The organism is Massilia aurea, assembly GCF_024753205.1.
Lineage (GTDB): Bacteria > Pseudomonadota > Gammaproteobacteria > Burkholderiales > Burkholderiaceae_D > Telluria > Telluria aurea.
Map to the genome: position 1 here is coordinate 824,686 of NZ_JANUGZ010000001.1, position 13,787 is coordinate 838,472.

Genomic DNA, 13,787 nt, shown 5'->3' on the forward strand with positions numbered 1-13,787 from the left:
GAGAGACCGCGTCCACGGTGGCGCGGTCATTGCTGCGGCGACCCACTCGATTGATGCACATCAACGACTACCAGGCGCCGCAGGGTGTAATTTTGATGCCTGTCACATTACCCCTCCATCACAGCGCATGCATCACACCCCATGGTAGTTCCCCGTCTGACCTGGCCCGCCAAAGCACATGGCGGCGCCGCGCATCTCCTCCTGCTGTTGCTGCTTCAGGCTGCCACGGGTTCCGCCGCGTTTGCCCGTGATGCCGGCGTGGGCGCCGACGTCCCGGCGCCTGCCGTTGATCCTTGTGCCCCGGGCGCCGCACCCGCTGCATCCTGGCTGGCCGGCGCGCAGGAACTGGCCCCGCTCGCACTGCAACTGCTGCGCGCGGCGCCCGAGCACGGACTTGACGTCCGCCGCTATCAGGTGGACGAGCTGACCCGGCGGCTGGCCGGCCCGGAGGGCACATCGGCGGCATTCGTGCGCGATCTCGACCGCGCGATGATGCAGTACCTGTGCGATCTGCACGGGGGCCGCGCGGCCTGGGCCAGCCGGGTTGCCGCAGCGCCCGACACCGGCTTCGACCCGCGCCAGCGCCTGGCCACCGTGCGCGACGCGCAAGGGCTGGCGCAGGCCATCGACGCCGCGGCGCCCGCCATTCCGCTGTATGGCAGGGTCAAGGCGGCGCTGGCACAGTACCGCGAACTGTCTCGTGCGACACCGGACTGGCCCGCGCTGCCGCCGGTCGCACGGGCCGCCATCCACGCCGGCGAGACTTACACGGGCACGGCCCTGCTGCAGGCGCGGCTGCAGTTGCTGGGTGATCTGGACGCGCAGGCGCCCATGGACAGCGACAGCATCTATACGCCGGCACTGGCGGGCGCCGTGCGGCGTTTCCAGGCGCGGCACGGGCTGGATGAAGACGGCGTACTGGGCGCTGGGACGGTCACGGCCCTGTCGGTGCCGCCCGCGCATCGCATCGCCCAGCTGGCGCTGACGCTCGAACGCCTGCGCTGGCTGCCACCGCCGCCGGCACACGGGCGCGTCGTCGTCGTGAACGTGCCCACTTACCGCTTGTGGACCTTCGATGCCAGGGACAACTTTGCGGCGCCGGCGCTGGAAATGCGCGTGATCGTCGGCGCGCGCGGTCGCACGCCCACGCCGCTGTTCATCGGAGAAATGCGCTACCTGGAATTCGCGCCTTACTGGAATGTTCCAGCCAGCATCCAGAAGAATGAAATCCTCCCGAAGCTGGCGCGCAATCCTGCCTACCTGCAGCAGAATGACATGGAACTGGTAGGGGCGGACGGGCGTGTGCTGCAGGTTGGCGCGGGCGATGCGGCAAGCCGCCTGCGGGCCGGTGGCGCCAGGGTCAGGCAGCGCCCCGGCTCACGCAATGTGCTGGGCGACGTCAAGTTTGCATTCCCCAATCCGATGAATATCTATTTGCATTCGACGTCAGCCAGGGAACTGTTCCAGCGCACGCACCGTGACCTGAGCCATGGCTGCATCCGCGTCGAACAACCGGCCGAGCTCGCGCAATTCGTGCTGGCCGACGCGCAACAGTGGAGCGCTGCACAGGTGACGGCCGCCATGAGTGCGGGCAAGAACCGGTTCGTCAAGCTGGCCGCGCCGGTGCCCGTCGTGCTGTTCTATGCAACGGCCCTGGTCGATCGTCAGGGCCGGGCCTTGTTTGCACCCGACATCTACGGGCGCGACGCCGCGCTGATCGCGGCGCTGCAGCTGGAGTAAGGGCCACGCCGCCGTGGCGCGGCGCCCTGCACCTTCTTGTTTCGCCTGACCACCGTCACACCACGGCGACTGCGTCGCTCACGGGTTCGCTGTCGATAATCTCCTGCTTGACGGACGACGACGTGCTGTTCACCGGCGCCTTCGCAGCAGCACCGTGGACGGCAGCGGCCTGCGCCAGCAGCGCGTAGAAGACCGCGTTCATGCGGCGCATTTTCTTGGTATCCATGGGGGCTCCTTGATTGATGGATGAGCGCCATATGGTTGGCAGTCATGGCATGCAGTGTGCCGAGATGGGCACGCAATTTGAATGATGCACGTCAAAAACTGCCGTCACCGTGGCACATCGGTGAAATATGCCTACCGCACCAGCACGTAACGGCCCGGCGCATCGTCCAGCACCGCGTCAGGATCGACCGACGTCACTGCCGTGGCGGCGATCTGCGCTGTGGCATGGCTGCGCAGCCAGTGCTCCCAGGCCGGCCACCACGAGCCGGACTGCTGCGGCGCCGCGGCGCACCAAGCGTCGGGATCGAGATAGCGGCCGTCACGGGCACGCGTGGCGATCTGGTAGCCGTGCCCGCCGCTTGCGAGCGGGGGGGTTGACGACACCGGCATTGTGCCCGCCGCCCGTCAGACAGAACGTGATGTCAGCGTCGGCCAGCAGGTGCAGCTTGTAGACCGACAGCCAGGGCGCGACCGTGTCGCGCCGGGTACCGAGCACGAACATGGGCAAGTGCAGGTCGGACAACGCGACCGGACTACCGCCCACGCGGTAGCGGCCCTGCGCCAAATCGTTGTCGAGATACAGGCTGCGCAGGTACCCGCTTTGCTGGCGGTACGGCATCCGGGTGGCATCGGCATTCCAGGCCGCCAGATCGCTGGTGACGCGCCGGCCCTTCCCCATCAGATAATTCTGCACCATGCGCGACCAGACCATGTCCTTCGCATTGAGCAGCGCAAACGTGCCTTCCATCTGCGTGCCGTCGAGATAACCTTTGCCGGCCATGACGTTGTCGAGGAAGTTCAGCTGGCTCTCGTCGATGAACAGGCCCAGTTCGCCCGGCTCGGTGAAGTCGACCTGCGCCGCCAGCAGTGTCAGGCTGGCCAGGCGCTCGTCGCCCTCGCGCGCCATGGCGGCCGCGGCAATCGCCAGCAGCGTGCCGCCCAGGCAATATCCAAGCCCCTGGATCGCGTACCCGGGGCGCCGCGCGGCGACCTGGTCGATGGCCGCCATCACGCCCAGTGTCAGATAATCGTCCATTCCGAGATCGCGATCGGCCGCGTCCGGATTTTTCCAGGAAATCATGAAGACGGTGTGGCCCTGGCCGACCAGGTAGCGCACCAGGGAATTGGCCGGGGACAGGTCGAGAATGTAGTATTTCATGATCCATGGCGGCACCATCAGGACCGGCTCGGCGCAGACGGTAGGGGTCGCCGGCTCATACTGGATCAGCTCGATAAGACGGTTGCGGTATACCACCTTGCCTGGTGTCAGGGCCACGCCCCGGCCGGGTTCGAACCCCGTTGGCGCCGTCGCTGCGGCGCCGCTCGCGTCCTCGAGCGCATTGTGCCAACCCATGGCAAGATTCATGCCGCCGGAACGCCAGGTTTCCTTGAGCACGACCGGATTCGTCAGCAGGAAATTGGATGGCGAGAACATGTCCAGCGCCTGGCGCACGGCAAAGGTCCATACCTGCTCGTGATGCCGCGTCACCCCGGGCACGCCGGTGGTGGCGTTGTACCACCACTGCTGCTCGAACAGGAACGCCTGGTGGATCAGGTTGAATGGCCACGCCTGCCATTCGGGCGCGGCGAAGCGGCGGTCTTGCGGCAGCGGGGTGATGCAAGGTACGCCGTTCTGATCCGCACTTGCGGCGGCGCTTGCCGCCAGGCGCAGCAGCTTGCGCTGCGCCTTGATGACCAGTTCGCGCTGCTTGTCGGGAGAGCCGGCCAGGTGCACCAGCCAGTCCGTGGCGGCCGCCGCCAGCGACGCCGGGGACAGGCCCTGCGTCCACCAGGCGAGCTGGGCGTACAGTGCGCGGTCGAGCTCGCGCACCGGCGTCTCGCCAGGGGTGGCGGCCCCGGTCACAGGCTGGGATGGCAGATCCGCAATGCGCATACCCTCCCCTCAGCGAAACAGTAGAACAGGCAGATGCGCGTGCTCGATCACCCGCGCCGTCTGGCTTGCCAGAATGTGCTCGCTGGCGCCGTGGCGGCCATGCGAGCTCATGCAGATCAGGTCAGCGTGATGGTCGAGCGCGGCGCGCACGATTTCACGCCACGGTTCGGCGCCGGTCAAGATCTGGCACTCGCACGGCACGCCCAGCGTGCGCGCGGTGTCGGCCACCTGCTCCAGAATGCGCTCTGCGTGCGCCGGCGTGGCCAGCGCCAACGCGGTATCAGCAGTATCAGGGGGCGGGACGACATGCACGGCCACCACGGCCGCCCCAATGCCGGCGGCAAACGTCAGGCAGGTGGACACCAGGGGCGTCATCGACAACGACCCGTCGACCGGCAACAGGATGCGCTGGAACATGGGGCATTCTCCAAAAATGGGTGTCAGCGCCTGCCGTCGGACTATCGTCGGGCATCGGGTTGATCCTAGTCGTATCGGCACGAACACCGCTATGACATGCATCAAGAATCTCGGCGACGCGTTGTCTGGCGGAGGTCCGCCTTCAGCCTCACCCGGCAAGTTTGATGCAAGTCAAATTCGGTGAAACCGGTTGCACCAAGCGCAAACGTCGCGCTGGACTGACCACCACGACGCGCCGTACGCTGGCTGTCACGGCCATCCGGAGGTGCAGCATGTGCTACAAGACCATCGTCGTTCACGTCGACCATTCGCCCCATGCCGAGGCGCGCATACGGTACGCGGCGCAACTGGCGGCGCGCTGCGGCGCGCACCTCGTCGGCAGCGCCTTTTCCGGCATCTCGCGCTACGCCGAGGCCGGCAGCACCATGCTGCTGGCGCAGCAGCATGAACGCCGGGGCGACCACGACACCGCACTGGCACGCTTCGACGCCATCGCCGCTGCCGAGGGTGTCGCCAGTCACGAGCGGCGCTATGCCGACGACGACCCGGCCGGCGGGCTCGCGCTGCAAGGCCGTTACGCCGACCTCGTCATCGTCAGCCAGACCGACCTCGACGATCCGGCGGCGGCCCACCTGGCCGGGCCCGTGCCGGCGCAGGTGGTCCAGGGCAGTGCCCGCCCGGTGCTGGTGCTTCCCCATGTACGCCGCCACGAGACGATCGGCGGGCGCATCATGCTGGCATGGGACGGCAGCCTGCAGGCAACGCGCGCCGTCGCCGGCGCCATGCCGCTGCTGCGCGATGCCGGCCTGGTGGCGATCGTCCTGTTCCAGCCGCTCGAGGCAATCGGGCGCGAGCCGGGCACCGATCTGGCGCTGTACCTGGCCCGCCAGGGCGTGCGCTGCGAGGTGCACGTCGAACCGTCGCCGATCGACGACGGCGCCGCCTTGCTGGCCTGCACGGATTGCCTGGATGCCGACCTGATCGTGATGGGCGCCTACGGGCGGCCGCGCCTGCGCGAGCTGGTGTTGGGGGGTGTCACGGAAACGCTCCTCGACCGGATGACCGTGCCGGTGCTGATGGCGCACTGATGGCCGCCGACCCGACGACCGATGGCTTGAGCGCCGCCGAGGCCGCGCACCGCATCGCCATGGACGGGCCAAACACGCTGGCCGAAACCGAACGGCGCACCTGGCGCCGCATCGTCACCGACAGCGCCCGCGAACCGATGTTCCTGCTGCTCGTGGGCGCGGCCCTGCTGTACCTGGCGCTGGGCCAGCTCGACGAAGGGCTGCTGCTGTGCCTGATGGTCGCCGTCAGCCTTGGCCTGGGCCTGTACCAGGAAGGCAAGACCGAGCGCGCACTGGCCGCGCTGCGCGACCTGGCCAGTCCGCGCGCGCACGTCCTGCGCGACGGCTGCTGGCACGTGATCGACAGCGCCGGGATCGTCGCTGGCGATCTCGTCGCCGTGCACGAAGGCGACCGCGTGCCGGCCGATGCCCACGTGCTCAACAGCACCGGACTGCAGGCCGACGAATCGCTGCTGACGGGCGAATCGATGCCGGTCGATAAGGACGCAACGGCCATGCTGTTTGCCGGGTCCCTGGTGCTGCAGGGCCACGCGATCGCCCGCGTGGCTGCCACCGGCGGGCGCAGCCAGCTGGGCCGGATTGCCGCGTCACTGCAGTCGCTGCGGCCCGCGCCGTCCCCGCTGCAGCGCCAGAGCGCCGCGCTGGCGCGCGCCTTTGCCGTGCTGGGCATGGCGTTCAGCGTCGTCCTGGTGCTGGTCTATGGCCTCATGCGCGGCGACTGGCTGCAGGCGGTACTGGCCGGCATCGCGCTGGCCATGTCGATGCTGCCCGAAGAACTCGCGATCGTGATGACCGTGTTTCCCGCGATCGGCGCCTGGCGCCTGTCGCGGCAGCAGGTGTTGGTGCGGCGCCTGCCGGCGATCGAAACGCTGGGCGCCATCTCGGTCCTGTGCGTCGACAAGACCGGCACGCTGACGGCCAACCGGATGGACGTCGTGGCGCTGTACGCGCACGGCGCGCGCCATCCGGTGATGGACGAACCCCTGCCGACCGCGCTGGCGCCGCTGCTTGAAACAGCCGTGCTGGCCAGTACTGCGACGGGCCCCGACCCGATCGACCGCGCCGTCCAGCGTCTTGGCGCGGCAAACCTGCCGCTCGCGCAGCGCCATCCGGACTGGTCGCTCGTGCACGAATATGGCGTGAGCGCGCAGCAACGGGCACTGGTGCAGGTGTGGCGGCGCCCCGACGGGGTCCTGATCGCAGCGGCCAAGGGCGCACCGGAAACCGTGCTGGGGTGGTGCAACGTTGATGCCGATGTTGATGCCAATGTCAGCGCCGGGCTGCTGGTCGCGGCGTCATCCATGGCGCAGGACGGCCTGCGCATGCTGGCGGTGGCGCAGGCCACCCTGCCCGACGCCAGCTGGCCCACCCGCGCTGCCGATATCCCGTTCGTACCAACCGGCCTGCTGGCCCTGGCCGACCCGCTGCGGCCCGAGATCCCCGCGTGCGTCGCGCGCTGCGTAGGGGCCGGCATCCGGGTGGTGATGATTACGGGCGACCATCCGGACACGGCGCGCGCCATCGCGCGGCAGGCTGGGCTGGCCGACATGCCAGTACTCACCGGCGCGGCGCTCGACGCGCTGGACGATGCCGCGCTGGATGCGCGCATCGGTGCTCTCAGTATTTGCGCGCGCATTGCCCCGACGCAGAAACTGCGCCTGGTCCAGGCGTTCGCACGGAACGGCGCCACGGTTGGCATGACGGGGGACGGCGTCAATGACGCACCGGCACTCAAGGCCGCCCACGTGGGCATCGCCATGGGTGGGCGCGGCACCGACGTGGCACGCGAGGCAGCGGCGCTGGTGCTGCTGGACGACCGCTTCGCGTCGATCGTCGATGCGATCGGCGCCGGCCGCCGAATCCACGACAACCTGCGCAAGTCGATCCGCTATGTCATTTCGATGCACGCACCGATTGCCGGCATGGCCATCCTGCCGATCCTTGCGGGCTGGCCGCCCCTGCTGTTTCCAATGCACATCGTGTTCATGGAATTGATCATCGATCCCGCCTGCACGCTGGTGTTCGAAAATGAGCCGGCGGTGCCCGGTGCGATGCAGCGCCCGCCCCGCGATGCGCAGGCGCCGCTGTTTTCGCCCGGCGCTCTGGCCCGCACGCTAGCCATGGGCCTCGGCCCCCTGCTGGGGGTGGCCCTGGCGTATGGCTGGGCACTGGGCGCACTGGCACCGGCGCAGGCACGTGCCTTTGGCTTTACCACGCTGGTGTTTGCCAACCTGTCGCTGATTCTGGTCAACCGCGCTGCTGGCGCGAGCCTGCTCGGTTCGCTGCGCCAGCCCAACCGGATCCTCTGGCTGGTCGTGGCGGCGGCCCTGGGTCTGCTGGCCCTGGCGCTGTACGTGCCGTGGCTGGCGGCGGTGTTCCAGTTTGCGGTGCTGGCACCGGCACTGGTCGCTGGCGCGGGCGTCGTTGGCCTGGCTAGCGCGCTGCTGCCGGCGCTGCTGATGCGGCGGCATGGACACTGACCAGCTCGCTGCACGTACAGATTTAGGTCAATAGCCAGTCGGTATTTTTTTGATGCAAATCAAAAATCAATAAAATAAGTGACCTCTTCAGCACCTTGATCTCGACGTAACCCGGCGATGGGCTTATTGTCAATACATTCAGCACACCAAGCCGGAACGTCATGACATCCACGCCAGCCATCCAACCAGCTTGCGCCAGCACTGCCGGGGAACTGGCGGCGTCCGTGTTCCACCACAGCCGCGACGCCATCATGATCACGGCCCTGGATGGCACGATCCTGGCCGTCAACCGCGCCTTTTGCACCATCACCGGGTACACCGAAGATGACGTGTGCGGCAAGAATCCGCGCATCCTCAAGTCGGGCGTGCAAGACCAGGCATTCTATGCGCGCATGTGGCAAGCGATCACCAGCCAGGGCTACTGGCAGGGCGAAGCCTGGAACCGGCGCAAGGATGGCACCCTGTTCGCCGAACGCCTGACGATCGTTGCGGTCCCGGGCGCTGACGGCAAGCCGCACCACTACATCGCCATGTTTGCCGATGTCACCAGCGCCAGCATGCAGCGCCGCCGTCTCGAAGAACGCGCCAACTACGACGCCCTGACCGGCCTGCCCAACCGCGTCCTGCTCGGCGAGCGGCTGGAACAGCTGCTGGCATGCGCACGTGAAGCCTCGTCCAGCGTGGCGCTGGCCTTTATCGACCTCGATGGTTTCAAGCAGGTCAATGACAGCATGGGCCATCCGGCCGGCGACCGCCTGCTGGCCAGCATCGCCCAGAACCTGCGCGCCGCACTGCGCGGGTCGGACACACTGGCGCGCTTTGGCGGCGACGAGTTCGTTGCTGCACTGCCCGGCATGCACGACGACGCGCTGCTGGCCGCCCTGCTCGCCCGCGTGGCCGTTGCTGCCCGAACGCCGATCGTCATCGATGGCAGGGCGATCTGCCTGTCAGCCAGTATCGGCGTCGCCGTGTTTCCGCACGATGGCACCACACCGGCGCAACTGATTGCCCATGCCGACGCCGCGATGTATACCGCCAAGCGTGAAGCGCGCGGTGGAACGCACCCCATCAATGTTTCCGCAGCCAGCCCGGCAAGCGGAAAGCATCACCACCATGAGGTATTCCCACCATGAATGCTCCGCTACGCATGCCCCTCGGTCCGGCCGCACCCGGGTTACGGGCGGACATGAAAGGCCAGTGCAGCGATTGCAACACGGGTGGTCTGTGTTTGGCCACCGGCCTGGACTCGGTCAGCAAGATGCGTTTCGATCGCCTAGTTGGCCAGCATCGCCGCATCGCTGGCGGCGACATGCTGTACCGGACCGGCCAGCCGCTGCACAGCCTGTACACCGTGCGCTGCGGCTTCTTCAAGACACGCCGTCGGGGTCCTGCAGGGGACCAGATCACCAGTTTCCCGATGACTGGCGAACTGCTGGGGCTGGAAGCGGTGGGCACGGGCATCCACCAGTCCGATGCGGTCGCGCTCGAGGACAGCATCGTGTGCGAACTGCCGTTCGCGGCGCTCGAACTTCTGTTCGAGGACATTCCCGGCCTGCATCGCCGGTTCTACCGCATGATGAGCTACGAAATCAACCGGCAGCAGCATCTGATGATCTTGCTTGGAAATATGCGGGCAGAGCAGCGGATGGCCACCTTTCTGATCGACATGGGGGCGGCGTACGCGTCGCGCGGTTACTCTCCCGTGCGATTCCAGCTGCGCATGTCGCGTGAAGACATCGGCAGCTATCTTGGGCTGACCATCGAAAGCATCAGCCGCCTGCTGGCCCGCTTTACCAAGCTGGGGCTGATCACGGTCAACAAGCGTGCCATCGTCCTGAACGATCCGCAGCGGATTGCCGAGATGGCAAGCGGTTTCTCGCCCTGCAGCCCGATGGTCTGACTGGAAGTGCGCCAGGGCACGCTGGCGGTTTTGATGCACGTCATGGATTTTGCGAACCCTCCCCGTCATCCTTGTGAACGACACGACCGAGCGGCACGCCGTTGCCGACAGCGCGACAGCAAGCACGAAGACACCGGAGGTTTTCATGAGCATGATGAACGCAGCAGTCTTCACCGGCTCCGGCCGCATCATCCTGGACCGCAAACCCGTTCCGGTCGCCGGGCCGGGCGAAGCCGTCATCAAGATCACGCTGACGACGATCTGCGGCACCGATGTCCATATCCTGAAAGGCGAGTATCCCGTCAAGCCGGGCCTGACGATCGGGCACGAGCCAGTTGGCACGATCCATGAACTGGGCCCGGGCGTGACGGGTTACCAGATTGGCCAGCGCGTGGTCGTGGGCGCCATCACGCCGTGTGGCCAGTGCCATACCTGCCTGGACGGGCGCCAGTCGCAGTGCGGCGGCCACGCCATCGGCGGCTGGCGCTTCGGCAACACGATCGACGGCTGCCAGGCCGAGTACCTGAAGGTCCCGTTTGCGATGGCCAACCTCGCGCCGATTCCCGACGGCCTGACCGATGAGCAAGTGCTGATGTGCCCCGATATCATGAGCACCGGATTTGGCGGCGCCGAACACGGCGGCATCCGACTGGGCGATACGGTCGCCATTTTCGCGCAGGGCCCCATCGGCCTGTGCGCCACCGCCGGTGCCCGGCTGCGCGGCGCCAGTTGCATCATTGCTGTCGACGCCGTCCCGGAGCGCCTGAAGATGGCCCGGCATTTGGGGGCCGATCACACCATTGATTACCGCGAAACCGACCCGGTCGGCGAAATCATGCGGCTGACCGGTGGCCAGGGCGTCGATGTTGCGATTGAAGCGCTCGGCACCCAGCAGACGTTCGAGAACTGCCTGCGCGCCCTCAAACCGGGCGGCACCTTGTCGAGCCTGGGCGTGTACTCCGGCAAGCTGTCGCTGCCGATCGACGCCTTTGCGGCCGGGCTGGCCGACCAGTCGCTGGTCACCACGCTGTGCCCCGGCGGCAAGGAGCGCATGCGCCGTCTGATGGCCATCGTCGCCTCCGGCCGCCTTGATTTGCAACCGATGATCACGCACCGCTTCCGGCTCGAGCAGATCGAAGAAGCGTACGACCTGTTTGCCAACGGGCGCGACGGCGTGCTGAAGGTGGCGATCACGCCTTGAGAACCGGCCCGCCCGACCATGTTCGCCACGTCACCCACCAAGGGGAAAGCCATGTCCTACCAATCGATTCTCGTCCACGCGTGCCAGCCAGAACTGGCACAAGCACGCTACCGGCTGGCAGCGGCAATCGCGCTGGCCGAAGGGACGCGCCTGACCGGCATCGCTCTCTCGGGCGCGATCGAATTCATCGTCCGTTGCAGCGCTGCCGCTGGCGTCGCGCCCATCGGCCCGGACGACTACAACTTCCTGACCGACAACGCGAAACGGACGCTGACGGACTTCGAGCACGCGGTACGCGCCGCAGGCGTCATACCGTTGGAAAGCAAGCTCAGCGATGAATCGGCCATCCGCGCCTTGCCGCTGGAGGCCCGCTATTGCGATCTGCTGATGATCGGCCAGGTCACCCACCCCGATGCGATCCTGGCCGACGATTACTCGCTGGCGCGCACTATTCTCATCCATGCGCCCTGCCCGGTCATGGTGGTGCCGTCCACGACCGCTGTCACCAGGGTGCCCGTCCGGCCCCTGATCGCCTGGGACGGCAGCATGGAGGCGAGCCGGGCCGTGCGCGCCGCCCTGCCGCTGCTGCGCCGCGCGGGCAGCGTGACGGCAGTGTGCTTTCACCCGCAGAAATACAGTGGCGCTCAAGTCCAGGCGGGCACCCAGCTTGCCACCTACCTGGCGGGTCACGGCATCGACGTCGAGATTCTGACGCCAGCGCCGGCACCAACCGGCAACATCGGCGAGGCGCTGCTCGGGCTGGCCGCCACAGGGGCGCACGACCTGATCGTCATGGGCAACTTCGGGCATTCGCGCTTCCGCGAGCTGGTGCTGGGGGGCGTCACTGAAACCGTGCTGGCCGGTACGGTCGTGCCCATGCTGACAAGCCACTAGTCACACGCGGTCTCCCGCAGCAGCACCGGCGTCGCGCCGGTCGCCGGCGACTATTCGCACCCGCAGACATTCTTCGTGTTTCCACCCGGCCAAGGAGCCTTCATGCACACCCTCACTGCCGACGAAGCGGCGCACGCCCTCGGTACTGCCCTTCGGCACACGCACACGCAATTGTGCCGCCAGATCGATGCGCTGGCAGCACAGCCTGAAGCGTCCTTCGCAGCCGGCTGGACCGACCTGGTAGCAGGGACCGAAACGGCCTTCCGGGATGAAGAGCGTGTGATGGAGGAGGTCCGGTATGCCGGACTGGCGGAGCACCGGGCCGAGAATGCCTGCATTCTCAGCGCGCTGCATCACGTATCGCCGCGCGTCGATGACGGCGACCACGGCATTGGGCGCGAGGTATTGTCGGCACTGGCGGCCATCATCTCGTCGCACCGGTGCGGCGTCAGGATCCGGCCGCTGGCCGCCGTGCAATTGCGTGCGTATCAGCCGCCGCTCTGTGGCTGAAGCGCTGGGTCGCGCCGAAATCGACAGTATCGTCTGTACAAACGCAAAACGGGCCCCGAAGGGGCCCGTGCGATACGTTCTGGAGGCGAGGATCGGAGTCGAACCGACCTAGACGGCTTTGCAGGCCGCTGCATAACCGCTTTGCTACCTCGCCAGAGGATTTGATGCGCTTGCCTGATGCGGGCGGTTATGCACCGCATCGACAAGGGAAGAATGGATCTTCCTGGAATTCTGGAGCGGGAGAAGAGGCTCGAACTCTCGACCTCAACCTTGGCAAGGTTGCGCTCTACCAACTGAGCTACTCCCGCTGGGGAGTACTACGTTACTACGCCATTTGCAAGACACTGGAGCGGGAGAAGAGGCTCGAACTCTCGACCTCAACCTTGGCAAGGTTGCGCTCTACCAACTGAGCTACTCCCGCTTAGAGCCATGCAATTACTGATCACATCTACTGCTTTATTACGCCAATGCTACGTTCTGCAACAACCAGCCGAAACTGGAGCGGGAGAAGAGGCTCGAACTCTCGACCTCAACCTTGGCAAGGTTGCGCTCTACCAACTGAGCTACTCCCGCGTACAGAACAACGATTATGACAGGTTTCAGACGTTTTTCCAAGATCGCGTGCCAACTTTGCAATCTTTGGAGCGGGAGAAGAGGCTCGAACTCTCGACCTCAACCTTGGCAAGGTTGCGCTCTACCAACTGAGCTACTCCCGCTTCGTCTTTCAATCTGTCGCGTTGTTGTCGCAACAGGCAGGCATTATAGAGATTCTATTCCGTACGTCAAGGATGCCCGGAAACTAATTAAATCGGGCCCGCTTTTTCCTTGATCAGGGGCCAGGCGCGGCGCAGGTAGTAGAACATCGACCACACGGTCAGCACGCCCGCGACCCACAGCAAATACTCGCCCCAGAACTGGAAATCGATGCCGAACAGCGTGTCATGAAGCAGCAGCATCGGGATCGCCGTCATCTGGGCGGCGGTCTTGATCTTGCCGATCGAGCTGACCGCGACCGAGCGCGTCGCGCCGATCTGAGCCATCCATTCGCGCAGCGCCGAGATTGTGATTTCGCGGCCAATGATGATGCCGGCGATGATCGCGTCGACGCGGTCGAGCTGGACCAGCACGAGCAGCGCCACGGCCACCATCAGCTTGTCGGCGACCGGGTCGAGGAAGGCGCCGAAGGCCGAGGTTTCGTTCCAGCGGCGCGCCAGGAAACCGTCGAACCAGTCGGTGATGGCGGCCACGATGAAGACGGACGTGGCGGCCAGATTACGGTCCGTCATGCTCATCCAGTCAGAAGGAAGATAGAACAATCCGACCACCAGCGGAATCAGGGCGACACGTAACCAGGTCAGGAGAATCGGGATATTTAAAGGCATGGGGGAGCTGATTACCGTGGAAAATGCTTGGCCGTAAGTCTACATGGCTAAGGGGG

Annotated in this window: 11 protein-coding genes, 5 tRNA genes and 1 pseudogene; 8 read left to right on the plus strand and 9 right to left on the minus strand. The window is 66.2% G+C overall.

Going from position 1 to position 13,787, the window contains the following annotated elements; all coding sequences use genetic code 11:
- The first annotated feature begins 141 nt into the window (after positions 1-141).
- On the plus strand, positions 142-1,740 hold the full coding sequence (locus NX775_RS03385; RefSeq protein WP_258834720.1) for a L,D-transpeptidase family protein: 1,599 nt from the start codon (positions 142-144) through the stop codon (positions 1,738-1,740).
- A 55-nt stretch (positions 1,741-1,795) separates the two neighbouring features.
- On the opposite strand, the gene NX775_RS03390 is transcribed toward NX775_RS03385, so the two are convergent.
- The 3 genes and pseudogenes from NX775_RS03390 to NX775_RS03400 all read right to left on the minus strand — a co-directional run bounded on the left by NX775_RS03390 (position 1,796) and on the right by NX775_RS03400 (position 4,276).
- Complete coding sequence (locus tag NX775_RS03390) at positions 1,796-1,966, minus strand: hypothetical protein (RefSeq protein ID WP_258834721.1); 171 nt, start codon at positions 1,964-1,966, stop codon at positions 1,796-1,798.
- A 131-nt stretch (positions 1,967-2,097) separates the two neighbouring features.
- Positions 2,098-3,859: pseudogene (locus tag NX775_RS03395) on the minus strand (PHA/PHB synthase family protein).
- A gap of 9 nt (positions 3,860-3,868) precedes the next feature.
- Positions 3,869-4,276 (minus strand): universal stress protein, encoded by a 408-nt coding sequence (locus tag NX775_RS03400; RefSeq protein ID WP_258834722.1) that lies wholly within the window; start codon positions 4,274-4,276, stop codon positions 3,869-3,871.
- Between the two features lie 164 nt (positions 4,277-4,440).
- On the opposite strand from NX775_RS03400, the gene NX775_RS03405 reads away from it, so the two are divergent.
- The 7 genes from NX775_RS03405 (at position 4,441) to NX775_RS03435 (ending at position 12,349) form a co-directional block, all read left to right on the plus strand.
- The gene (locus tag NX775_RS03405; protein ID WP_258834723.1) at positions 4,441-5,364 is read left to right on the plus strand and encodes a universal stress protein; all 924 of its coding nucleotides are present in this window, start codon (positions 4,441-4,443) and stop codon (positions 5,362-5,364) included.
- Complete coding sequence (locus NX775_RS03410) at positions 5,364-7,844, plus strand: cation-translocating P-type ATPase (protein WP_258834724.1); 2,481 nt, start codon at positions 5,364-5,366, stop codon at positions 7,842-7,844. The genes NX775_RS03405 and NX775_RS03410 overlap by 1 nt, the downstream gene beginning before the upstream one ends.
- A gap of 161 nt (positions 7,845-8,005) precedes the next feature.
- Positions 8,006-8,977 (plus strand): diguanylate cyclase domain-containing protein, encoded by a 972-nt coding sequence (locus NX775_RS03415; protein WP_258834725.1) that lies wholly within the window; start codon positions 8,006-8,008, stop codon positions 8,975-8,977.
- A complete protein-coding gene (locus tag NX775_RS03420) occupies positions 8,974-9,744 on the plus strand; it encodes a helix-turn-helix domain-containing protein (RefSeq protein ID WP_258834726.1) in 771 nt (256 codons plus the stop codon). Before NX775_RS03415 ends, NX775_RS03420 begins: the two co-directional genes overlap by 4 nt.
- A gap of 145 nt (positions 9,745-9,889) precedes the next feature.
- A complete protein-coding gene (locus tag NX775_RS03425) occupies positions 9,890-10,945 on the plus strand; it encodes an NAD(P)-dependent alcohol dehydrogenase (RefSeq protein ID WP_258834727.1) in 1,056 nt (351 codons plus the stop codon).
- Between the two features lie 51 nt (positions 10,946-10,996).
- A complete protein-coding gene (locus NX775_RS03430) occupies positions 10,997-11,839 on the plus strand; it encodes a universal stress protein (RefSeq protein WP_258834728.1) in 843 nt (280 codons plus the stop codon).
- Between the two features lie 102 nt (positions 11,840-11,941).
- Positions 11,942-12,349 (plus strand): hemerythrin domain-containing protein, encoded by a 408-nt coding sequence (locus tag NX775_RS03435; protein ID WP_258834729.1) that lies wholly within the window; start codon positions 11,942-11,944, stop codon positions 12,347-12,349.
- A gap of 80 nt (positions 12,350-12,429) precedes the next feature.
- Here NX775_RS03435 and NX775_RS03440 read toward each other — a convergent pair.
- The 6 genes from NX775_RS03440 to pgsA all read right to left on the minus strand — a co-directional run bounded on the left by NX775_RS03440 (position 12,430) and on the right by pgsA (position 13,731).
- Positions 12,430-12,503, minus strand: a tRNA-Cys gene (locus NX775_RS03440).
- Positions 12,504-12,581: 78 nt separating this feature from the next.
- Positions 12,582-12,657 (minus strand) — tRNA-Gly (locus NX775_RS03445).
- A gap of 37 nt (positions 12,658-12,694) precedes the next feature.
- Positions 12,695-12,770: transfer RNA gene (locus NX775_RS03450), tRNA-Gly, on the minus strand.
- Positions 12,771-12,846: 76 nt separating this feature from the next.
- Positions 12,847-12,922 (minus strand) — tRNA-Gly (locus tag NX775_RS03455).
- A 67-nt stretch (positions 12,923-12,989) separates the two neighbouring features.
- A tRNA-Gly gene (locus NX775_RS03460) sits at positions 12,990-13,065 on the minus strand.
- 87 nt (positions 13,066-13,152) lie between these two features.
- Complete coding sequence (pgsA, locus tag NX775_RS03465; protein ID WP_258834730.1) at positions 13,153-13,731, minus strand: CDP-diacylglycerol--glycerol-3-phosphate 3-phosphatidyltransferase; 579 nt, start codon at positions 13,729-13,731, stop codon at positions 13,153-13,155.
- Positions 13,732-13,787: the final 56 nt, after the last annotated feature.